The sequence below is a fragment of the Rickettsia monacensis genome, assembly GCF_000499665.2.
GTDB lineage: Bacteria > Pseudomonadota > Alphaproteobacteria > Rickettsiales > Rickettsiaceae > Rickettsia > Rickettsia tamurae.
The window spans coordinates 678,000-700,382 of record NZ_LN794217.1 but is presented as its reverse complement, the minus strand read 5'-3'; the positions used below and the strand labels follow the sequence as shown (position 1 = coordinate 700,382).

The following is a 22,383-nucleotide window of genomic DNA, read 5'->3' as shown; positions in this document are numbered from 1 at the left end:
TATATAGATATAATAAAAATTTTTTCAATGGTAAATTAATATTATGAGACAGTCAGGAAGAAAAAGCAACCAATTACGTCCTATTTCATTAGAATTATCCCCGCTTGTTAATGCGGAAGGCTCATGCCTTATTAAAATCGGTAATACGCATGTTATGTGTAGTGCTACTTGTGAAACTACCGTACCGCCATTCTTGAGGGGACAAAATCAAGGTTGGATTACTGCCGAGTACGGTATGCTTCCCGGTTCTACATCACAGCGTATTAAAAGAGAAGCAGCACTCGGAAAACAAGGCGGAAGAACGCAAGAGATACAGCGTTTGATAGGTAGGGCGATGCGATGTGTAATTGACTTGAAGAAACTAGGGGAGAGGCAAATTATCATAGATTGTGATGTTATTAATGCTGACGGCGGTACTAGAACGGCAGCAATAACAGGGAGCTATGTAGCATTGCACCTAGCTATTAGATCCTTGATGAAAAAGAGAGTTTTAAAGGTGAACCCGTTAATTAGTCAAATTGCAGCTATTTCTTGCGGTATATATAAAGGCGAGGCAATACTAGATTTGGATTATTTGGAAGATAGTGATGCCGAAGTGGATAGTAATTTTGTGTTTGCAGGTAACGGTAATTTAATCGAAGTACAAGGCACGGCAGAGAAAAATCCTTTTTCCGAAGAGCAGTTTTTAGCAATGTTAAAACTTGCCAAAGGCGGCGTGGCAGAATTGTTTAAACTACAAAATCAAGTACTACTTGGGTCTTAGAAAGTTGCTACGTGGATCAGTTTTCCCGTCATTATTGACGAAGTAATCCAGTAAAAAATGCTGATTTATAGCATTTTTTTGTTATTTTTCTGGATTGCCGTGTCGCTTTCGCTCCTCGCAAAGCATTGTTGCGTGGATCAATTTCACCTCTGTCATCCCGTGGCTTGACCACGGGATGACACAGTGGGTTTTACCGGTCCATGCAACAATGCCTCCTTGCAACGACGGTTCATGTATCCACGCAATCAAGCTTCCACAGGAATAACATATTTATTAAGCGTATAGATTATCATCAAAAGCAATATGTTCACCTGATAATGTAATTATCTTATCTCGATTGGTATTATTTATAAATACCTTATGATTAAGGTCTGTTACTTTAACATTACTATGTGGTCCTAAGATCAATTCCTTAATATCACCTATGGTTTCAAACGTAACACGCTGATTAGCTCCAATTGTTATTTTATCACGGGATATATTAATATTTGCTGTTCTACTTTCTTTGGTAAAAGTAATAGTTCCATATTTCGGATCGTTCATATTTTCCTCTTTGAATGAATTTTAAGTTGTAAAATCATTACTACAATATTCCATATACTACTTCAATTAAAAATTTTTTAATTTAACCCCGATTATGGATAAGAAATACATGGTTTATTAGGTTTAAGTTGGTAAGCAATAAGAGCAGAGAATAGAGAAGTAAAGAAATTAATAGGTGATCGATGTCTGGAAGGAGTAATATTAAAATTCTCTTTTATGTAGCCAAAAATGGTTTCGATAATGAATCTCTTCCTTAAAAGGATTTTATCCAAAAGAGGTAATAAATAGTTTTTCATATCCTTTCTTATTCCGGTAATTTTTATTAAACCTTGCTTATAAAGTTTTGTAAACATTTTTTCTGAAATAAACTCCTTATCATCATAACACTTACCTTTTAGACCTTTTTGATAACCATTGCTTCAAATGCAATTCTGTCATCAACATTACCTTTGGTAATTTTAACAGCAATAATTTCTCCCTTATCATTGATTATCATATGAAGCTTGAATCCAAAAAACCAATCGACAGAACTACGTCCCATTTTTGCAAGATTATTAAAAGTTCTGTTAGAATTAATTCTGATATTTTTACATACTGCAAAATGTGTGGAATCTGCATAATAAATTCCCGTTCTTTTCCCACTTAAGTAATGTAACATCACAATCAATGGCAGAAATAATGAAGGAATAAGCTGAACAAATCTCTCATAACAAGGTGGATTCCTGAACAAATTACCATTAATAATAAAGTTTTGGTAATAAGCTTTTAAATGTTTATATGCACTAAAATGGTAAAAATCATTATTGAGAGTTCTTCACTTAAGGAAAGCTTACCTTCTCTAAATCTTTGCTTATTACTTTTCAGCAATTGATGTTTTACCCATTTCTCATAAATTTTACAAAATTTATCTACTATACAAAATATTGTAGTATATTTACACATGTTATTAAACCTTTATTTTGCTCCTTCAGTGCCCTATTTATATAAGGTTTAATAACTCTTGCAACCTTCCTTCCTCTCTATTCCTTATCCATAATCGGGGTTAGATAATATAACGCAAGGCTGGCAAATTCTCTTAATTCAACTAATTGTAGTTACTTTTTCTCCAAGTGAATTTCCGGCAATTCCAATATTTTATAAAAGTTTTCCGATTTTTAAACGATTTACCTATGCTAGCTTTATATATGCTTCTTCAAGAGCCGCTATGTATGTAATTAGTTCTTTCGGGCTTGTTTATTTAACAGAACGTTTTAATAATTTAGGGTTATTGATGATAGTAATTCCTATTATTATAGGGTATAGCCTCGGTATATCACATTTTAAAAAGCTAGAAGTTGAAGCAGGAAATTATTATTGAATATAAAAGGCGAAATGCGGCTTTCACCTTTTATACAAATTAAATTAGTTATATACTTTATCTTCTTCAGCTAGTTCGGTTTTAATTATTTCAAGCAGAGAAAAAACCTTACAATATTCTTCAAGCTTTTCGTTTATTTTTTGTAGTTCGCTTAAAGCACTACTAAAATCTTCTTGTACTAAATAGGTTTCTACAGTTTTATTCTGCTCTAATGTTTTAAGCATTATATCTTGTAACAATTTATTATAGTGATTTTCTAACTTAGATGTATTTGACATAATGATTAATAAATAATTTTGTATTTTTAATTAATATATGAATTTTTTAATAATACAATAACTTTTAGTTAGTTTATGTTATTATTTATCTCTCTTTGCTCTATTAACACTAATTCACCACAAATATTTACTCTAAATTTGCATTTTAAGTAATTTAATTATATATATATTAACAAATTTTAATAATTATCTAAATGCACCCTAAAACAGATTAAAGGCATACAAATAGAGCGAATAGAATGGCGAGACCTATAGAAATATGCACAATTACTAGAAAAAGATTTAGATATTATAAAGGAACAGAGAAAAAAGCATCATCCAATAATATAAACACAGTACCTAAAAAGCAGCCTCCAATATTTAGAAGTATGGATGATATAGAAATTATACAAAGGTGTAACTTGGAGCGTATAATTTCTCAAGAAACAGTAAAAAGTAAAGATGATTTATATATAATAGAGCAAGAACAGATACAAAAATTAATGAGTAGAGGCACAAACGCCTTAAAAAACCATGCACAACACCCAAATACTATTTATAAAAGTGAGCATAAAGCACAAACTAACTCAAGAACATACAATATTATAAATAGTATTAAGACCTCAAAACATGGGGTAATGTAAAGAAAATAAGCAACGTAACAGGAAAGATTCTTTTTAATAAAACCACAGCTAGCGTACTCGGATTAATAGCAAGTAGTATTATGCTGGCAACTATAGCACCTGCAACAGCTCCATTTATGTTTATATCAGCTACTGCCATGGCAGTAGGTAAAGCAATAATAGATGTAGTACATACTCGAAAGATACGTCTTCTTACACAAGAAAATAAATTATTAGAAAAATATCGTGATGATTTGAGTAAACAACAAGCCCTTTTAAAAATTGATCCAAAGTTAAAAGATGATTTACATATACATAATGATAAACAGCAAACGAAAGACAAAAGTAATAAAAGTACCAAATCATTATTTATAGCATCGGTTATAACAAATGGAATAAGTAATATAGTAAACGTGGCGGGAATATCTGCAGCTATAGTCGGTAATAATGTAGCACAAATAATTTCATCAATAAATATAGGATTGCAATCATTAAAAGGTTCTAAAGATTCGGTAAATCAGATCCAGGATAGGATAAAGTTAATTAAGGAGCTAAACCATAATATTAATCAAGAAAAACAAAAAGCAGATATAGGTAATTATAAAAATATACAAGCATTAGCAGAGATAGGGTATAAACAAACTATTCAAACCGAAGCATTAACCGCTTTATTACAAGATAAGAATTACTTTAAATTTACCGATCAAGAAAAACAACAGAGATTTAATCAGCTTAGTAAAGAAATAACATTAAGGACAGCATCAGAATATGCTGATACAAAAAAAATAACATCACAAAATATAATAGTAGATATACTGAAAGATATAGGTAGAGCACATAGTCCTTTTTATAAACAACCGGAACAAATAACTACTCATAAAAGCGTGTTAACAAAAGCAGTTGAAAATGCAAATACTAACGATCATAAGAAATATAAAACAATACAGTTACAAAAGAAATTAGAACTAAGCGGCACAGAAAATATAGTAAATAGAATCGGGAAACAATTAATTAATAACAATACTATTTCTAATAAAAATACAGGTACGCCAAATAATTATATAAAAAGAATTGCAAAAAAAGATTTAGGGTTAATAAGGTAAAATAGGAAACCATCAATAGACCTCTTGCATAACCTAATCTTATAAAGAGGAAACACTCACCTCACACTGCAGTATACAAAAAATATGTGAGGATATGAGTACCGGATTGACGTACAAATATTTTTTCTCTCAATTAGTTTATTATCATATCATTAAGTCATTAATGAATAGGTAAAAATAAGCTAATGGTAAGTTGCACTTCACTTCCTTATTTATCGTATAAAGCGAAATTTCCTATTGACTTTTATATAAAACAGCATAATTTCTTTACAATTTAACTTTTGTAAAGAAATTATGCTCGGCTATGAGAAAAAACAAAGAAGTTTAACACGTAATCAAAAAGAAGCAATAGGATTAATATGTTTTGGAACATTTTTTGAGTATTTTGATTTAATTCTATATATACATATGGCAGTAGTTATCAATGAATTATTTTTTCCTAAAACTGATCCTCAAGTTACTTCGCTTTTATCTGCTGCCGCATTTTGTTCTACTTATTTATTAAGACCATTTGCAGCTTTGGTACTTGGATGGATAGGTGATAATATCAACCGTTATTATTACCACATTTATAATGGCTATATCATGTTTTATTATGGCTACTTTACCTATTTATGCAGAAAAAGGCATCGTAGTTTCGTGGATTATGATAATTTGTAGTATGTCTCAAGGCGTATCTTCTATGGGAGAAATAGTAGGAGCAGAGTTATATGTTACTGAGACTACTAAACCGCCAGTTCAATATACCTATGTTGGTATAATAAATATAGCTGCTCAGTGGGGTGGCATTATGGCATTAGCATTTGGTATTATTAGTATTACTTATCTTTTTAATTGGCATTATGCCTTTTGGGGAGGAATTATAATAGCTTTAGTAGGTTTTATAGCAAGAACTAATTTACGTGAATCAACGGAGTTTATAGATGCAAAACGTCGAATAAAAAATACTTTAGAAAATTTTGGAATAAATGATAAAGAATTATCATTTAAAGAATATGTAGAAGAGAAAATTAATATAAAATGTACAAGTTATGACTTAATCTGACAGAGTTGAGTAATCAGGCAGCTTGATGGGCAATCATCAAATTGTCTGATATTCTCTCTATATTACCAATATTTTTATCTATATTACCAATATTACCAATATTTTTATCTTTAGCAATATAAAGTGAATCTGTAAAAGATTGCATTGGTGTTTTACCAAAGCAATGTTTACCGGAATGAGGTCTTGCATTATTGTAACTCACAAGCCAGTTATCTATATCTGTTTGCAATTCATCAAGTGAATTATAAAATTTTTTGCGGAATAGAATGTGATAGCACTCTTCCTGCATAGTTTTATGGAAACGCTCACAGATACCGTTGGTTTGAGGACTATATGCTTTAGTTTTGGAATGATCGATATTCTCAATGCCAAGATATAGTTGGTAAGCATGGTTTTCTGGTTTTCCACAATATTCCGTACCTCTATCAGTTAATATTCTAAGCAGAGGGATATCATGGTTTGCAAAGAATGGAATAACCTTATCATTTTTTTACGAAAAAAATGATAGATGTACTAAATTTAGTTGCCAATGCACATCAATATTTTAATTTGTCGAATGCCAAGGAAAAAGACGTTTAATAAAAACTGTGTTTTCGACAATTAAATTAACAGGCAAAAAGCTTGACTTTATGCTGCATCTGCCGTTTGATTCATTCGTAAATTTGTCGAAAACCGAGGAATGGCTCCCCGGGCCGGACTCGAACCAGCGACCGAACGGTTAACAGCCGTTTGCTCTACCACTGAGCTACCGAGGAACATTAGAAACATCTGGAAAATTCAGATACTTCCTTATAACAAATCTTTATTATAACGTCTAGCGTTTTCTTTATATAAAATAAAAAAAGTTTTATTCATCACCTATTTTTAAAGCTGCAATAAACACAGATTGCGGAATTTCGATATTACCGTACTTTCTCATTCTCTTTTTACCTGCTTTTTGCTTCTCAAGTAATTTACGTTTACGGCTTATATCACCGCCGTAACATTTAGATAAAACATCTTTACGTAGGGCTTTAATAGTCTCACGAGCAATAATACGGCTACCTATAATTGCTTGAATTGCTATATCAATCTGCTGTCTCGGTATTAAATCCTTTAACCTTACGCATAATGCCCTACCCCTCTGCTCGGCACGTGAGCGGTGTACAATTGTGGATAGTGCATCAACCACCTCTGCGTTAACCAAAATCCCAAGCTTAACAAGCTCGGAAGGTTCATAAACATCCATTTGCCATTCAAAACTTGCATAACCTTTAGAGCAACTTTTTAAACGATCGTAAAAATCGTAAACTATCTCATTTAGTGGTAATTTATAAACTATTTTAGTCCTATTTGCTATATAGCTATGATCGAGCTGCATCCCTCTCTTTTCCGTACAAAGCGATAATACCGCACCTAAAAACTCATCAGGTACCATTATAGTTGCCTTAATCCACGGCTCTTCCATCGATTCGATTTTTTGTAAATCAGGCAAATCTGCTGGGTTATGTATCTCTAAGCTCTCACCGTCCCGCATATGAATTTTATACACCACGCTTGGAGCGGTAGTGATTAAATCTAAATCGAATTCCCTACTTAAACGTTCTTGGATTATCTCTAAATGTAACAGCCCTAAAAAGCCGCATCTAAAACCTACTCCGAGTGCCGAAGAGCTTTCCATTTCATACTCAAAACTAGCATCATTAAGGCGTAATTTAGCTAGTGAATCCTTTAGATGCTCAAATTCCGAGCTATCCGTTGGATAAAGACCACAAAACACTACGGGTAAGTTTGGTTTAAAACCCGGTAGAGCTTGCTCACAAGGCTTTTTTTCATCAGTGATAGTATCCCCGACTTTACAATCCGCTACTTGCTTTATAGAAGCAGTAAAGAAGCCGATTTCGCCTGCATGCAGAACATCCGAAATATGTTTTTTCGGAGTAAAATAGCCAACATTTTCGACGGTATAAACCGAGTTAGTAGCCATCATTTTAATCCGCATATTCTTACGTAAGTAGCCATCAATAACACGTACTAAAATAACCACCCCAAGATAAGGGTCATACCAACTATCAACAAGCAAAGCTTTTAAAATATCACTGTTACTTTCTTTCGGCGGAGGTAATTTATTTACTATTGCTTCTAAAACTAAATCAATACCTATACCGCTTTTTGCCGAAATCAATACAGCCTCACTTGCATCGATCCCGATTATATCCTCTATTTGCTGCTTAACCTGTTCAGGTTCTGACGCCGGCAGATCAATCTTATTAAGCACCGGTACTATTTCATGATCATTCTCGATTGCTTGGTAAACATTGGCAAGCGTTTGTGCTTCTACTCCTTGCGTACTATCAACTACCAATAACGAGCCTTCACAAGCAGCAAGTGACCTACTAACTTCATAAGCAAAATCGACATGCCCGGGAGTGTCCATTAGATTCAAATAGTAGGTGTTACCGTCTTTAGCCTTATATACAAGCCGCACGGTTTGTGCCTTAATAGTTATACCTCTCTCTTTTTCGATATCCATCGAGTCTAGCACTTGCTGGCTCATTTCCCTAACTTGCAAGCCACCGCAATGCTCAATTAACCTATCGGCTAACGTAGATTTACCGTGATCGATATGAGCGATTATTGAAAAGTTCCTTATATATTTTTGATTATCCATAATTATTGTGATATAATTTGTATTTTGTCATCCCCGTCATTGCAAGACTTTGTTGCGTGGATCGAAAAACGCATTCGGTATCATACCGTGGCTTGACCACGGTATCCAAAAAACAATAAAAAATATTAAAATATTTAGTATTTTAATCTGGATCCCGCAATCAAGTCGCGGGATGACAGCGGTGGAATTGATCCACGCAACAATGCCTCATTGCGAGGAGAGGCGAAGCCTCAACGTGGCAATCTCATGAAATAATAACAAACTCCTGAGATTGCTTCATCAAAACTTATAGTTTTTCCTCGCAATGACGGCTACAATCACGATAATATATAACAAAATCGAAATTTATAACAGGAAAAAATAATGCGAGCTGAAATAGAAAATTATGTAAAAAAAATTGAGCAGTCTTTAGAACTACTTTGGAGGTCACTTTGACGTTGAAGCATCAACTGAAATACTGAAAGAACTAAAAGAATTAGCAGCCGACCCGAGTTTATGGAATGATCAAGCCAATGCTCAAAAATTACTGCGAGAAAAAAGTAATCTAGAAGAAAAACTAAATGCTTTTAATAAACTCAAATCTAACTTAAAAGATGCTTTAGAACTTGAAGAAATGGCTGAAGCCGAAAACGATTTAGAAACACTTTCACAAATTGAACAGGACTTAAAAAATTTAAGCATCATTGCTGCCAAATTTGAAACGGAATGTTTGTTTTCAGGTGAAACAGACGGCAATAATTGCTTTTTAGAGATTAATGCCGGAGCCGGAGGAACTGAAAGCCATGACTGGGCGTCTATTATGATGCGTATGTATTTGCGTTTTGCCGAAAGACTCGGCTTTAAAACCGAGATAATCAATATGATTAACGGCGAAGAAGCAGGCATTAAATCATGCACGATTAGGATAATAGGCAAGCTGGCTTACGGCTGGTTTAAGACCGAAGCGGGCGTTCATAGATTAGTGCGTATTTCTCCGTTTAATGCGGCAGGTAAAAGAATGACCAGCTTTGCAAGTAGCTGGGTATATCCCGAAATTGATGATAATATAGCAATTACTATTGAGGATAAAGACTTAAGAATCGATACTTTTAGAGCATCCGGAGCAGGCGGACAGCACGTTAATACTACCGATTCTGCGGTACGTATCACCCATATACCGACCGGTACGGTAACACAATGCCAAAGCGATAGATCACAGCATAAAAATAAAGCTCAAGCTATGAAAATGCTTCAAGCAAAACTCTATGAGCTTGAAATGCAGAAACGCACAGACAGCGTTAACGAGCAGAATGCCACTAAAACCGATAATAGCTGGGGGCATCAAATTAGATCATATGTTTTACAGCCTTATCAGATGGTGAAAGATTTACGTACCGATTATGAAACTTCTGATACTAAAGGAGTGCTTGACGGTGACCTTGAAGAATTTGTTTCCGCAAGCTTATCTATAAATGCGGGTGGTAAAAAATAAATTATTTTGTCATTCATGCGAGGCATTGTTGCATGGACCGGAAAACGCCCTCGGTGTCATCCCGTGGCTTGACCACGGGATCCAAAAAATAACTAAAAATACTAATAATATTAGTATTTTTAACTGGATCCCGCGATCAAGTCGCGGAATGACAGCCGTACATGAAAAACTATAAAAACTTTACTGCTGCTATTTCTATATTTATTATAGTTATGGCCTTGGTTCTAGGATTTCAGAGTTATCAAAAATTTACTCAAGATAAACATTTTGAGCAGATAATAACCGATCTAAATAATCTAGAGTTTGATCCTGCTAATGAAAAAATCCGCAAGAATTTTATCTCAGAAATACAAAATATTTATGCAACCGAAAATCCTGAAATAGATAAAAATATAAAATATGTGTGGGTTTTATCTGCAAGACATTCTTATACAAAAATACCGATTAATTCTGATACTCAAAATATAGGGGCTGCAGATAAAGAGGACGGATATAATAGGATGAGGCTTGGCATAGAGATTGCAAGAGAAGTTGCAGCTAAAAAACTTGATAAGCAAATATCTAGCCTAACATATGAAGAACTGAAAAAATACAGACCGATGATTTTGTTTAACGGCGGAGCATATGATAATAGCTTACTAAAAGAAGCCCTTGATAAAAATATTATTCCCGATTATCCAAAAGAAAGTTTCTATATTTTCACGTTACCGGAAAACCAAACCAATACCGGCAGACAATTTAAAACTTTATATAAAGAACATGAAAACAGTAATATTGATTTAAATAACGCCGAAATTGCAATTGTTACTCATGCTTATCACTTCTTCCCTCGTGTTAATCGATATTTTGATAACAAACCGAATTTTGACTTCTTCTTTATTCATAACACTAAACCTATAATTTTCTTAGTCGATCGAAAATTTGAAACCATGGGAGTAGATAATGAACTAAAGCAGGAGCTAATAAAATTACCTAACTATATAGAGAAAGGTTTTATCTCAAAGAAATAAAATAAGTATATTTTTTAGTTTAAAATTCAAGCCTAATATATTCCCTAAGTAAATGAAAATACGTATATGAAGATCAACTTTAAAAAGAGCAAGGAATCCACAAGACGAGGAACGGAGCATATATTTAATATGTGAGTACTGCAGACTTGTAGGATGACGTAGCCAATTTTTAAAGTTCATCGAGTATACTTCCATAATTTGCTAAAAGTACGTTGACCAAAATAAAAGCTAATAATCCCCGCAAAAATAGTTTGATCTTCTATACTCCATAATATATCTAACCCCGATTATGGATAAGGAATAGAGAGGAAGGAAGGTTGCAAGAGTTATTAAACCTTATATAAATAGGGCACTGAAGGAGCAAAATAAAGGTTTAATAACATGTGTAAATATACTACAATATTTTGTATAGTAGATAAATTTTGTAAAATTTATGAGAAATGGGTAAAACATCAATTGCTGAAAAGTAATAAGCAAAGATTTAGAGAAGGTAAGCTTTCCTTAAGTGAAGAACTCTCAATAATGATTTTTACCATTTTAGTGCATATAAACATTTAAAAGCTTATTACCAAAACTTTATTATTAATGGTAATTTGTTCAGGAATCCACCTTGTTATGAGAGATTTGTTCAGCTTATTCCTTCATTATTTCTGCCATTGATTGTGATGTTACATTACTTAAGTGGGAAAAGAACGGGAATTTATTATGCAGATTCCACACATTTTGCAGTATGTAAAAATATCAGAATTAATTCTAACAGAACTTTTAATAATCTTGCAAAAATGGGACGTAGAATACCAAAAGGATCTACATATTTTGTATCTACTAAATATAAATTTTTTTCTTTCAACCAGCTATTTAACCCCGATTATGGATAAGAAATACATGGTTTATTAGGTTTAAGTTGGTAAGCAATAAGAGCATAGAATAGAGAAGTAAAGAAATTAATAGGTGATCGATGTCTGGAAGGAGTAATATTAAAATTCTCTTTTATGTAGCCAAAAATGGTTTCGATAATGAATCTCTTCCTTAAAAGGATTTTATCCAAAAGAGGTAATAAATAGTTTTTCATATCCTTTCTTATTCCGGTAATTTTTATTAAACCTTGCTTATAAAGTTTTGTAAACATTTTTTCTGAAATAAACTCCTTATCATCATAACACTTACCTTTTAGACCTTTTTTGATAACCATTGCTTCAAATGCAATTCTGTCATCAACATTACCTTTGGTAATTTTAACAGCAATAATTTCTCCCTTATCATTGATTATCATATGAAGCTTGAATCCAAAAAACCAATCGACAGAACTACGTCCCATTTTTGCAAGATTATTAAAAGTTCTGTTAGAATTAATTCTGATATTTTTACATACTGCAAAATGTGTGGAATCTGCATAATAAATTCCCGTTCTTTTCCCACTTAAGTAATGTAACATCACAATCAATGGCAGAAATAATGAAGGAATAAGCTGAACAAATCTCTCATAACAAGGTGGATTCCTGAACAAATTACCATTAATAATAAAGTTTTGGTAATAAGCTTTTAAATGTTTATATGCACTAAAATGGTAAAAATCATTATTGAGAGTTCTTCACTTAAGGAAAGCTTACCTTCTCTAAATCTTTGCTTATTACTTTTCAGCAATTGATGTTTTACCCATTTCTCATAAATTTTACAAAATTTATCTACTATACAAAATATTGTAGTATATTTACACATGTTATTAAACCTTTATTTTACTCCTTCAGTGCCCTATTTATATAAGGTTTAATAACTCTTGCCTTCCTCTCTATTCCTTATCCATAATCGGCGTTAATGTAATGTTGATGACAGAATTGCATTTGAAGCAATGGTTATCAAAAAAGGTCTAAAAGGTAAGTGTTATGATGATAAGGGGTTTATTTCAGAAAAAATGTTTACAAAACTTTATAAGCAAGGTTTAATAAAAATTACCGGAATAAGAAAGGATATGAAAAACTATTTATTACCTCTTTTGGATAAAATCCTTTTAAGGAAGAGATTCATTATCGAAACCATTTTTGGCTACATAAAAGAGAATTTTAATATTACTCCTTCCAGACATCGATCACCTATTAATTTCTTTACTTCTCTATTCTCTGCTCTTATTGCTTACCAACTTAAACCTAATAAACCATGTATTTCTTATCCATAATCGGGGTTATTTTAAGTTGTTTTTCTGGATACTGTGGTCAAGCCACGGTATGACACCGAACGCGTTTTTAGATCCACGCAACAATACCTTGCGAGCAGTCGTAGACTGTGCGGCAATCTCATGAAATAATAAATTATAAACTCCTGAGATTGCTTCGTCGAAACTTACAGTTTCTTCTCGCAATGACGATTTTCGAATTACTTTAAATTAGACCAAATACGGTTTTTTGCAATATAGAAAAAGATAGTAAACACTACCAAAAACATCATAACTTTAAGACCCATAGATTTACGATGTTCCATTTCCGGCTCAGCTGCCCATTGTAGGAATACCGCAACATCATGCGACATATGCTCTACGCTTGCGTTAGTACCGTCCATATAGGTTACCTGCCCGTCTGTAAGCGGCGGCGGCATTGCTATTTGCTCGCCAGGGAAATACGGATTATAATGAGCCCCTTGCATTAGCTTAAAATCTGCCGGTGGTTCGGTATAGCCGGTAAGCAGCGAATATATATAATTAGCTCCGTCATGACGCGCTTTTATTATTAAAGATAGATCAGGAGGATGTGCTCCGTTATTAGCTGCCCTTGCTGCTTGTTCATTAGGGTAAGGAGGTACAAAACGATCGGAGGGAAGAGCGGGACGGTCAAACATCTCACCGTCATCATTAGGTCCGTCTTTTACCGTATAGCCTTTGGCGATTTCTTTTATCTCGTCATCCGAAAAGCCGATATCTTTAAGATTACGGTAATATAAATTGTTTAAACCGTGGCAGACACTACAAACTTCTTTATAGACCTGAAAACCTCTTTGTGCTGCTTCACGATTAACTGTGCCAAATATGCCGTCAAACGACCATTTCATCTTTTTCGGATGTAATGCTTCTTCGTTGGCTAAACTTAAGCACGAAGTTAGTAGTATGATGATAGAGATAAGTAGTTTAGTTTTCATAAATTTTTTTGAGTCGTCATTGCGAGGAAAAATTGAAAATTTTGACGAAGCAATCTCAGGAGATTATTATTATTTTATAAGATTGTCGTGTCGAGATTTTGTCTTTCCTTGCAATGATGTTTTTATTACAGAATAATTTCATTATATAAATCATCCCAATTTATATTTGTTTGTTCTATTAATTTAATTTTTTTGTCTCTTGAACCGGTTTTAATTTGTTTTTCTCTATTTATTGCTGAATTTATAGTTTGATGAATCTCATAAAATACTAAAATTTAATTTTGCAATTATACTTTTTACTAAACCCCTTAATTGTATCATTTTTGTGTTTGTATATTCTTTTTATTAAATTAGAAGTAACACCAGTATAGAGTATACCATTTTTCTCGTTAGTTACTATATATACTATTGGTTGCTTCATAAATTTGAATAATACAAAAAACGTCATTGCAAGCAGCCATAGGCTGCGTGGCAATCTCATGAAATAATAACAAACTCCTGAGATTGCTTCGTCAATTGCTATGCAATTTCCTCGCAATGACATATCTCTTCGCAATGACTTAACTCTTACAACTCCTCCGGTAGCGGCAGCGGTTTTTCATATTTACCGATCAACGGCAGAGCTACTAAGAAATGGAAGAAGTAGTAACAAGCAGCAAAGCGGCTAATGGTAATATACGGCTCTTCCGCCGGTTGTCCGCCTAAATAACCAAGCAATAAACAATCTGCCATAAATATCCAAAAAGCAATTCGGTATATCGGTCTATAATTACTACTTCTAACTTTTGAAGTATCAAGCCAAGGTAGTAAGAATAACACGAATATACTTCCGAACATTAATAGCACCCCACCGAGCTTAGAAGGTACGGCTCTAAGGATCGCATAAAACGGCAGAAAATACCATTCAGGTACGATATGAGCAGGCGTAACTAACGGATTTGCCGGAATGTAATTATCGGGATGTCCTAAATAATTAGGTTCGTAAAAAATAAAATAGGCAAATATTATGAAATAAACTCCGAAACCGACAAAATCCTTTACGGTATAATAAGGGTGGAAAGGAATAGTATCTTTAGGACTTTTAACGTCGATACCTTTCGGATTATTTGAACCATACTGATGTAAGGCTACTAAATGCAGCATCACAAGAGCGACAATAATAAACGGCAATAAATAATGCAGCGAGAAGAACCTATTTAATGTCGGATTATCAACGGAAAAACCACCCCATAACCACGTAACTATAGATCCCCCTATTAGCGGAATAGCCGAGAATAAATTAGTAATTACCGTAGCACCCCAGTAGCTCATCTGCCCCCAAGGAAGCACGTAACCCATAAACGCAGTAGCCATCATGGTTAGAAAAATGATAATACCGATATGCCAAAGCAGTTCTCTCGGTGCTTTATAAGAACCGTAATACAGTCCCCGTGCTATGTGCAAATAAACGGCAGCAAAAAACATCGATGCACCTACCGCATGAGTATAACGCAGTAACCAACCGTAATTCACGTTACGCATGATTCGCTCAACACTATCAAAAGCATGATCAACATGCGGTGTATAGTGCATAGCAAGCACCACACCGGTAATTATCTGAATTACCAACGCAATACCGGCAATAGAGCCTAAATTCCACAAATAGCTAAGATTTTTTGGAGTCTGATAATGGCTAAAATACTTTAGGAAAGAGAAAATCGGTAGACGATAATCTATCCACTCAATAATAGAGTTCTTCCCAAATTCTACTTCTAGAGGTAATTTGTGCGTCAACCCGGTACTCACACCATTAATCGGTTTTTCAGTTGTTTTTTTGGATACCGTGGTCAAGCCACGGTATGACATTGAGGGCTTTTTAGGGGTAATATCTTCATTCATAAATAACTACCCAATTCTAATTTTTTTGTCGCTAATAAAGGTATAAGGCGGTACTGCTAAATTTAAAGGAGCAGGACCTCTTCTAACTCTACCTGAAGAATCATATTGTGAGCCATGGCACGGACAGAACCATCCATCATATTCACCTTGATTAGCAAGCGGCACACAACCTAAATGCGTGCAGATTCCGATAGTCACCAACCAATTATCATGCCCTACTTTCACACGTGCTTCATCAGTCTCAGGATCAATAAGTTCCGACATTTTTACGGCTCTTGCTTCAGCTATTTTATCAGGAGTACGGTTAGTAATAAAAACCGGTTTACCTTGCCATTTAACCGTAACTGTTTGACCTACCGCAATATTTGATAAATCAACCTCAATTGATGATAAAGCTAGCACGTCTGCAGAAGGGTTTAAAGAATCAATGAGAGGCCAAAGAGTACATGCGGCCCCAACCGCTGCAACACTACTAGCCGTTAGAACCATAAAATCACGACGTGTAGTTTGTTTGTTTTTATTATCTTCAGTATCCGACATATAATATTAAAGTGACATAAATTAACGATTATTATTACTACCGCTTGGGGTATTATTAAGATTATTTGGATTTTCTAGTTCTTCATAAGGATTTATTATAGGACGTTCAGCGTCTGCAACACTATCTGCTTGTTTTGGCGTAAGCTTATTTATTTCATCTTCTAACACTTTTGCTCCTGTCCCTTCTTCATGCTTATATTCTCCAGGATTACTTAAGCAATTCCAAAAACTAACTAAATGATTCCAATTAGGAGCGAGTTTTGTAGTACAATTTTGAGCAACTGCTTGAGTTGTATATAATATCTCGACTGTAGTTTCAGTAAAATAATCTATAAACCCAATTTTTTTTAAGCCCAATACTGTATAATATAAAGTAATTAAGGAAGCAACTGCTATAATTAAATACCATTTAGTGATAATAGACCACAGAAAAAATCCCATAGGATTTGCTGCAATTAACCTTCGTAAAGCCTGCCACATATATTTTTCTCAAAAAAATTATTAATAACATTCATCTTATTTTATATCACTACATTAGTAAAAATAAAGCAAAATCACGTAATATTACAAATATTTTTAATTAAATAGGAACTCAAGAAGAATGAAATCGGTAAAAATACTAAATTAATTCCTATCATAATAAAAATTAATTGTAAGTTATTATCTTGTAATATTAAACCTGTCATTATAATATTCGGAATTAATAACGGCATAATAAACGTACCGACAAAATTAGCATTCTTCTTAAAATAACATTGCACGCTACCAGATAAAACTACTAAACTACTTGATAAAACTAATATCATCCATACACTAATGAAGAAAAATACTATCTCAAGCAAAGTTTGATCAAAAAAAACATAAATAATGGCTAAAACAAAAACCAGCCCTACCGTACTACTGATAAATATAGCAAAAAATTTAGCCAATATAATTTTTTCATGACTAACAATTGATAATAATAACTCTAAGCTTCCGTCTTCCAAATCAGATTTAAATATAACCGAAGAAAAACCGATTAATGAAATTAATAAACAAATTACCGAAAAAATTAAACCGAATTTGTTAATATCCCTTTCACTATTAATTAAAACAGTACTAATTATGCAAAATAAAAAAAATATAACTATATATTTAATTATATTATTAATGCGATTCTGCACTATAAATTCACGCTTAATTAATACAAATAGGTTATTCATAATTATTAAATACGTTGTAAATTAAGTACATAATAGCTGCGACAGTCAAACCTATACCAATTTCAACAATAACTATAGCAATATGCTGAGCAAGTAGCTTATCATTGATAAAATTTGTTAGTGAATAATAATTTAAATAATTATCATTAAAAAATAGTGATATTGTTCCTACAATTGCATATATTGCTACACCTAAAACAGCAATACAAATTAGCACACTAGGAGGAAAATACCGGCTTAATTTTCGATTACCGTAAACTAAATCATAAGCAATAAGACTAGATGCAAATATAACACCTGCTTGAAACCCACCACCCGGCGAAGACTCACCGTTAAGCTGAATATATATACTATATAAAATTATATAAGGTATTATAAAACTAGTGATATATTTTATTATTGGATTTGTCATCCCGTGTCTTGACCACGGGATCTTGTATCGCCTGCTGTGTCCTGAGATACCGTGGTCAAGCCACGGGATGACACCCTCCTTTGAAAATACCAATAATACAGCAATTCCTGCAATTAAAATTACGCTAGTTTCACCTAAAGTATCATATCCACGATAACTTGCAAGAATAGCCGCAACAAAAGAAGGTACACCTATATCTCTAGAGGTATTTTCGATATAATATTTACTTGAATGCATATGAATAGGAGCATTATCATCACCGTAATTCGGTAATTCTAGCCCCATATAAGCAAGAGTTACTACAAACAATAAACATATTAAACTTGCTGGAATAATATTAGTTCTCTCAATATTCTTTAAATCCGAAGGTAATTTACGCAACAAATTCAAATATACGCATGTTGATAAGCAAGCTCCAAGTGCTGCTTCGGTCATTGCGACATCAGGAGCATCCATAATAAGATAAGATACACCGATTAATAAGCTAAATACAGAGGAAGCAATAACTGCATTTAGTAAATCTTTAGCAAAAATTATTTTTATGGATATTAAAATTAATAAAAAAGCAATTAAGTTAAGTAGGTAATTGCCGAGATCAAAATTTAAAGCTGTATTTACTGTCATATGGTTGTTAAAATTTAACGTCATTGCGAGGAGAAACGTAGTTTCGACGTGGCAATCTTATCAAGCATCCTGAGATTGCTTCGTCAATTACTTCGTAATTTTCCTCGCAATGACGGTACTATAAGCTCTAATTTTCATAAATAAAGATGCTTTACCAAGTGCATGAGTTGCTACCGGATTTAGTAGAAAAATCAATAAAGCCGCTAAAATTAATTTAATAGAGTTAACAATATTTGCTTCAATGCACGCAAAACCTATTAAGCAAATAGGCACTCCAAAACTCTCAATAACACTTGCAGCATGTAATTTAGTATAAAAATCAGGAAATCTAAAAAACCCGATTATCCCTGAAAATATAACAAATAATCCAATAATTACTAATAATATTCCGATATAGTATAATGTCATTGTTTTTATTTCTTTGTTATTTCATTATGCACTTCTATGTCATTCCCGCGAGGCATTGTTGCGTGGATCGAAAAACGTGCTCGGTGTCATACCGTGGCTTGACCACGGTATCCAGTCTTTTTTAATTTTTTTCTGGACCCCGTGGTCAAGCCACGGGGTGACAATAATTCGTTCACTCACCCTGAGCCAAGCTATAACCTGCCACACCATCAAACTCAAATAAATTCTCTACTTTGATAAAGTCGATATTTGCTTTGCTTAAAGCTTCAAGCAATCTTGTTATATCTAAATGCTTTATTTCCATGCCGTCTTTATTCATAAAACGACAACACCAATGATCGGAAACAGTTTCATATCTTGCATCACGAGGCCATAATTTTAGCCCTTTGGAAGATATAGTTTTTAGCTCAAAATTACCAAGATCAAGCTTATTAACTTTATCTGCTATATCGTGAGCGGAAGATACATCCATATTCATAAAAATATCCGTACCAACCAATTTCTTAACTTCTTTGGTATCAATCTTATACTCTATATTATTTTCTTGTTTCTCTGCAATTAATGGATAATCTGCTTTAGGTAGTTTTGTCGGTATCTGTCCTAATCTTTTTGTTACTTCTTCGGCAAATTCTTTGGTACCGACTTTTTTACTAGAACTCTGCTCGTTATATATATCCGTCGTGTGAATCCCATCCTCTATAGTTTTTTTCCAAGCATTTTCGATTAATGTAGCGATATCACCCTGCCCTATATGTACTAGCATCATTATAGCAGCATTTAAAAGCCCTGACGGATTAGCAATATCTTTGCCTGCAATATCGGGAGCACTTCCATGTACCGCTTCAAACATAGCATAATACTGCCCGATATTTGCAGAACCTGCAAGCCCTACCGAGCCTGAAATTTCAGCTGCTACATCAGAGATAATATCGCCGTATAAATTAGAAGTCACGATAACGTCAAATATTTCCGGTTTGGTAGCAAGCCTTGCCGTACCGATATCGATAATATAATGCTCATTATTAATTTGCGGATATTCTTTTGCAATCTCATTAAATACTTTATGAAAAACCCCATCGGAAAATTTCATAATATTATCTTTGCTTAAACACGTGACTTTTTTACGGTTATTTTTTACCGCATATTCAAAAGCATATCTAATAATTTTTTCACAACCGATACGACTAATTAACTTAACCGACTCATACATATTATACGTTTGACGGTATTCTATACCTGCGTATAAATCTTCTTCATTTTCACGTATAATAGTTAGGTTTAGATTTGGATGTAGTGTTTTAGTAAAAGGATGAAACGAAACAGAAGGACGAATATTAGCAAAAAGCTGTAATGTTTTACGAATCGTGACGTTTAAACTTTTATATCCTCCACCTTGCGGAGTAGTAATCGGAGCCTTAAGTATAATACCGGTACGTTGTATTGATTCCCAACTTTCCTCGCTTATGCCTGAAGTATAATGCTTCTTGTAAAGCTTTTCACCTACTTCAATGGTTTCTAAACGAATACGAGCTTCGGCTTTACATAATATATAAAGCACTGCCTCCATTATTTCAGACCCTATACCGTCCCCGTATGCAATTGTAATCGGTGTAAATTCTGCCATATTAAATACTCTCGTTAAATAATAGCACTGCTCGTGTGGATACCACCACGTCATTGCGAGCAGCCGTAGGCTGCGTGGCAATCTCGTCAAATATCCTGAGATTGCTTCGTCAATTACTTTGTAATTTTCCTCGCAATGACGTTAAACTAAACCATACAACAACGCCATTAATAGTTTATAGTTACTTCTTTTAACCTTTCATTCAACATAAAAGTCACTTCGGAAGTTATATTCAAATTATTTTTGGCATATAAGACTTGAGCACTTGGAATTACCAAATTAAGGTTATATTTCTCAGCAAGTTCACTAATTATTGTAATAGTTGTTTCATGTACTCTACTCATAGCCTCAGCGTGGGCTTGTTCAAGCTTTGTTTTCTTAATCTGAATTTCTTTTCTAACGTGGCTAACTTTTGCATTAAATTCGTTTACTTTATGCTCAAATTCGGTTTCACTTAAATTAGAACGCTCATTTAGCAGCTTCTCTTCCAGTGGTTTAAATTTTGCTTCTTTTGCAGCAATATCCTCTTGAATTTTATGATTAAGCTTTTCGATTTTATTACGCAAATCTTTTATAGCTATCGAACCTTCCAATATAGATTGTACATCAGCAACAGCTACTTTAACTTTAAAATTATCTTCTTTAATCGGCACGTTTTGTGCCTCCGTGATCATTGAGAAATTTATTATGAATATGCATAAACATAATATTCGGTATATCATCCTTGATCCTATAATCTAGACTTAAGTGTTATATTTAAGGATGTCATTCCCGCCTACGCGGGGATGACATGGGAGCAACACCCCTATTAATTTAAGAATAAATAACATCAGGTGATTTGTCTATAATTAAAAACTTAACCTTTACCTAACATTGGCACATCCCCGCCTCCCCATGGTGTATATTCACTATCCAAATAATCCTCCCTTGAAATTGGATCAAACGGAATAGCTGTTATTGCTCCAGGACTTAAACAGGTATTCTCTTCATCACTCAGCGGTTCAGTAGCAGGTTCTTCTAGTTCAACATAAATTTCATGCTGTTCATTAAATTCATATAAAAAATTAAAAGCTTTATGAATATGCTCAGTTCCCTTGTTCTTAACCAAAACTGCTGTAATACCATAGTCTTTTGCAGCATTGACATGTTTAATATCATCATCCATGGAAAATATGTTTTTTTTATTAGTTATTTCGGTATTATTCATTATTGCTCTTATATATTCTTTTTTAGTACAATTTTGTATTTCTTCAAAATTATTAGAAGGTAAAGCTGATTTTATATAAATTTTTCATCTTCCTTTCCTAGTAACCTTTCTAATGCATATTTTATAGCATGAGGATAACCATTAAATGATGCTATAGCTATTTTATGACCAGATAATATAATATTCTTAAAAAGGCGTGCTATTTGCTCTTCATTTTTCCAACCTAAATTTTCATTATCTAGGAACCTCTCCATCAGCTCTATAGAAAATTTTTGCTCAAGCCTAGCTATTTCCTTAGCACGTTCACTATCTGATCTAAAAAAGCGATTTTGTATATTACGTACTATTAAACCTCCTAACCTCTCCCCGATATAATTATGCGAATGTCCAACTAAAGTATTGTCAAAATCAAATATAAATAAAGCTGTATTATCGTTCATTAATTTCTCTTATTTTAAAGTTTAAAAATTCTTAGTAATTTTTATTCTGAGGTTAAATCAATTTCTTTTTCAAGAACTTTATTCCAATTTTTGGTATTTT

The 22,383-nt window shown here is 33.4% G+C and carries 28 protein-coding genes, 1 tRNA gene and 5 pseudogenes; 13 read left to right on the top strand and 21 right to left on the bottom strand.

Annotated elements, in window-relative coordinates:
- Positions 1-43 precede the first annotated feature (43 nt).
- Entirely contained in the window at positions 44-763 is a 720-nt protein-coding gene (rph, locus tag RMONA_RS03695) for a ribonuclease PH (protein ID WP_023507711.1), read from the top strand.
- Positions 764-857: 94 nt separating this feature from the next.
- Positions 858-1,028: a hypothetical protein gene (locus tag RMONA_RS09210; RefSeq protein WP_157699822.1), complete on the top strand. Its 171-nt coding sequence runs from the start codon at positions 858-860 to the stop codon at positions 1,026-1,028.
- 8 nt (positions 1,029-1,036) lie between these two features.
- On the opposite strand, the gene RMONA_RS03690 is transcribed toward RMONA_RS09210, so the two are convergent.
- The 3 genes from RMONA_RS03690 to RMONA_RS03680 all read right to left on the bottom strand — a co-directional run bounded on the left by RMONA_RS03690 (position 1,037) and on the right by RMONA_RS03680 (position 1,964).
- Positions 1,037-1,306: a hypothetical protein gene (locus RMONA_RS03690; protein WP_023507710.1), complete on the bottom strand. Its 270-nt coding sequence runs from the start codon at positions 1,304-1,306 to the stop codon at positions 1,037-1,039.
- 92 nt (positions 1,307-1,398) lie between these two features.
- Positions 1,399-1,659, bottom strand: a complete 261-nt coding sequence (locus RMONA_RS03685) for a transposase (RefSeq protein ID WP_023507102.1) — start codon at positions 1,657-1,659, stop codon at positions 1,399-1,401.
- Positions 1,660-1,700: 41 nt separating this feature from the next.
- Entirely contained in the window at positions 1,701-1,964 is a 264-nt protein-coding gene (locus RMONA_RS03680) for a transposase (RefSeq protein WP_023507103.1), read from the bottom strand.
- A gap of 546 nt (positions 1,965-2,510) precedes the next feature.
- Between RMONA_RS03680 and RMONA_RS10300 the strand changes: the two genes are divergently transcribed.
- On the top strand, positions 2,511-2,663 hold the full coding sequence (locus RMONA_RS10300) for a hypothetical protein (protein ID WP_023507709.1): 153 nt from the start codon (positions 2,511-2,513) through the stop codon (positions 2,661-2,663).
- A 44-nt stretch (positions 2,664-2,707) separates the two neighbouring features.
- Here RMONA_RS10300 and RMONA_RS03670 read toward each other — a convergent pair whose 3' ends face one another.
- On the bottom strand, positions 2,708-2,941 hold the full coding sequence (locus RMONA_RS03670) for a hypothetical protein (protein WP_023507708.1): 234 nt from the start codon (positions 2,939-2,941) through the stop codon (positions 2,708-2,710).
- A 239-nt stretch (positions 2,942-3,180) separates the two neighbouring features.
- On the opposite strand from RMONA_RS03670, the gene RMONA_RS09205 reads away from it, so the two are divergent.
- The 4 genes from RMONA_RS09205 (at position 3,181) to RMONA_RS10285 (ending at position 5,691) form a co-directional block, all read left to right on the top strand.
- On the top strand, positions 3,181-3,564 hold the full coding sequence (locus RMONA_RS09205; RefSeq protein ID WP_023507707.1) for a hypothetical protein: 384 nt from the start codon (positions 3,181-3,183) through the stop codon (positions 3,562-3,564).
- A 116-nt stretch (positions 3,565-3,680) separates the two neighbouring features.
- Entirely contained in the window at positions 3,681-4,646 is a 966-nt protein-coding gene (locus RMONA_RS10295; RefSeq protein WP_242402796.1) for a hypothetical protein, read from the top strand.
- Between the two features lie 294 nt (positions 4,647-4,940).
- Positions 4,941-5,306 (top strand): hypothetical protein, encoded by a 366-nt coding sequence (locus RMONA_RS10290; RefSeq protein ID WP_023507705.1) that lies wholly within the window; start codon positions 4,941-4,943, stop codon positions 5,304-5,306.
- Complete coding sequence (locus tag RMONA_RS10285; RefSeq protein WP_242402795.1) at positions 5,242-5,691, top strand: MFS transporter; 450 nt, start codon at positions 5,242-5,244, stop codon at positions 5,689-5,691. The genes RMONA_RS10290 and RMONA_RS10285 overlap by 65 nt, the downstream gene beginning before the upstream one ends.
- Positions 5,692-5,704: 13 nt before the next feature.
- Here the strand turns inward: RMONA_RS10285 and RMONA_RS08225 are convergent.
- The 3 genes and pseudogenes from RMONA_RS08225 to lepA all read right to left on the bottom strand — a co-directional run.
- Positions 5,705-6,178, bottom strand: a pseudogene (locus RMONA_RS08225) (integrase core domain-containing protein); the annotation flags it as partial.
- Positions 6,179-6,371: 193 nt separating this feature from the next.
- Positions 6,372-6,446 (bottom strand) — tRNA-Asn (locus RMONA_RS03635).
- A 92-nt stretch (positions 6,447-6,538) separates the two neighbouring features.
- Positions 6,539-8,341 (bottom strand): translation elongation factor 4, encoded by a 1,803-nt coding sequence (gene lepA, locus RMONA_RS03630; RefSeq protein WP_023507702.1) that lies wholly within the window; start codon positions 8,339-8,341, stop codon positions 6,539-6,541.
- A 52-nt stretch (positions 8,342-8,393) separates the two neighbouring features.
- On the opposite strand from lepA, the gene RMONA_RS10275 reads away from it, so the two are divergent.
- The 5 genes and pseudogenes from RMONA_RS10275 (at position 8,394) to RMONA_RS03610 (ending at position 11,700) form a co-directional block, all read left to right on the top strand.
- Positions 8,394-8,591: a hypothetical protein gene (locus RMONA_RS10275; protein ID WP_242402876.1), complete on the top strand. Its 198-nt coding sequence runs from the start codon at positions 8,394-8,396 to the stop codon at positions 8,589-8,591.
- A gap of 113 nt (positions 8,592-8,704) precedes the next feature.
- A protein-coding gene (prfB, locus tag RMONA_RS03625) for a peptide chain release factor 2 (protein ID WP_096001015.1) occupies positions 8,705-9,812 on the top strand; the annotation gives its coding sequence in 2 pieces (ribosomal slippage) (positions 8,705-8,773 and positions 8,775-9,812; 1,107 coding nt in all).
- Positions 9,793-9,972, top strand: a pseudogene (locus RMONA_RS11410) (hypothetical protein); the annotation flags it as partial. The gene prfB and the pseudogene RMONA_RS11410, both read left to right, overlap by 20 nt.
- Positions 9,973-10,411: 439 nt before the next feature.
- A pseudogene (locus RMONA_RS11175) lies at positions 10,412-10,595 on the top strand (hypothetical protein).
- 892 nt (positions 10,596-11,487) lie between these two features.
- A complete protein-coding gene (locus RMONA_RS03610; protein ID WP_046058381.1) occupies positions 11,488-11,700 on the top strand; it encodes a transposase in 213 nt (70 codons plus the stop codon).
- On the opposite strand, the pseudogene RMONA_RS03605 reads toward RMONA_RS03610, so the two are convergent.
- Positions 11,691-12,380 (bottom strand): annotated as a pseudogene (locus RMONA_RS03605) (IS982 family transposase); the annotation flags it as partial. The gene RMONA_RS03610 and the pseudogene RMONA_RS03605 sit on opposite strands and share 10 nt — an antisense overlap.
- 291 nt (positions 12,381-12,671) lie before the next feature.
- Between RMONA_RS03605 and RMONA_RS03600 the strand changes: the two are divergent.
- Complete coding sequence (locus tag RMONA_RS03600; protein WP_023507427.1) at positions 12,672-12,995, top strand: transposase; 324 nt, start codon at positions 12,672-12,674, stop codon at positions 12,993-12,995.
- Between the two features lie 6 nt (positions 12,996-13,001).
- Here the strand turns inward: RMONA_RS03600 and RMONA_RS09605 are convergent, their stop codons facing one another.
- The 13 genes and pseudogenes from RMONA_RS09605 to RMONA_RS11170 form a co-directional block, all read right to left on the bottom strand.
- Complete coding sequence (locus RMONA_RS09605) at positions 13,002-13,178, bottom strand: hypothetical protein (protein WP_172643942.1); 177 nt, start codon at positions 13,176-13,178, stop codon at positions 13,002-13,004.
- A gap of 14 nt (positions 13,179-13,192) precedes the next feature.
- Positions 13,193-13,948, bottom strand: coding sequence for a cytochrome c1 (locus RMONA_RS03595; RefSeq protein WP_023507696.1), 756 nt, complete (start codon positions 13,946-13,948; stop codon positions 13,193-13,195).
- Between the two features lie 268 nt (positions 13,949-14,216).
- A complete protein-coding gene (locus tag RMONA_RS11405) occupies positions 14,217-14,369 on the bottom strand; it encodes a GIY-YIG nuclease family protein (RefSeq protein ID WP_410526350.1) in 153 nt (50 codons plus the stop codon).
- Between the two features lie 146 nt (positions 14,370-14,515).
- On the bottom strand, positions 14,516-15,721 hold the full coding sequence (locus tag RMONA_RS03585) for a cytochrome b/b6 (RefSeq protein ID WP_037231305.1): 1,206 nt from the start codon (positions 15,719-15,721) through the stop codon (positions 14,516-14,518).
- Positions 15,722-15,832: 111 nt separating this feature from the next.
- Positions 15,833-16,366: a ubiquinol-cytochrome c reductase iron-sulfur subunit gene (gene petA / locus RMONA_RS03580; RefSeq protein ID WP_023507693.1), complete on the bottom strand. Its 534-nt coding sequence runs from the start codon at positions 16,364-16,366 to the stop codon at positions 15,833-15,835.
- 21 nt (positions 16,367-16,387) lie between these two features.
- Positions 16,388-16,846 (bottom strand): DUF2670 domain-containing protein, encoded by a 459-nt coding sequence (locus RMONA_RS03575; protein ID WP_023507692.1) that lies wholly within the window; start codon positions 16,844-16,846, stop codon positions 16,388-16,390.
- A gap of 74 nt (positions 16,847-16,920) precedes the next feature.
- Complete coding sequence (locus RMONA_RS03570) at positions 16,921-17,568, bottom strand: heme exporter protein CcmB (RefSeq protein WP_023507691.1); 648 nt, start codon at positions 17,566-17,568, stop codon at positions 16,921-16,923.
- On the bottom strand, positions 17,561-18,628 hold the full coding sequence (locus RMONA_RS03565; protein WP_023507690.1) for a DUF4040 domain-containing protein: 1,068 nt from the start codon (positions 18,626-18,628) through the stop codon (positions 17,561-17,563). Before RMONA_RS03565 ends, RMONA_RS03570 begins: the two co-directional genes overlap by 8 nt.
- Before the next feature lie 63 nt (positions 18,629-18,691).
- Positions 18,692-19,012 (bottom strand): Na+/H+ antiporter subunit G, encoded by a 321-nt coding sequence (locus tag RMONA_RS03560; protein WP_008580279.1) that lies wholly within the window; start codon positions 19,010-19,012, stop codon positions 18,692-18,694.
- 172 nt (positions 19,013-19,184) lie between these two features.
- On the bottom strand, positions 19,185-20,636 hold the full coding sequence (locus tag RMONA_RS03555; RefSeq protein WP_023507689.1) for an NADP-dependent isocitrate dehydrogenase: 1,452 nt from the start codon (positions 20,634-20,636) through the stop codon (positions 19,185-19,187).
- Between the two features lie 167 nt (positions 20,637-20,803).
- Positions 20,804-21,358: an OmpH family outer membrane protein gene (locus tag RMONA_RS03550; protein WP_023507688.1), complete on the bottom strand. Its 555-nt coding sequence runs from the start codon at positions 21,356-21,358 to the stop codon at positions 20,804-20,806.
- 134 nt (positions 21,359-21,492) lie between these two features.
- Complete coding sequence (locus RMONA_RS03545) at positions 21,493-21,843, bottom strand: hypothetical protein (RefSeq protein WP_172643938.1); 351 nt, start codon at positions 21,841-21,843, stop codon at positions 21,493-21,495.
- 215 nt (positions 21,844-22,058) lie between these two features.
- Positions 22,059-22,283, bottom strand: a pseudogene (locus RMONA_RS11170) (hypothetical protein); the annotation flags it as partial.
- Positions 22,284-22,383: the final 100 nt, after the last annotated feature.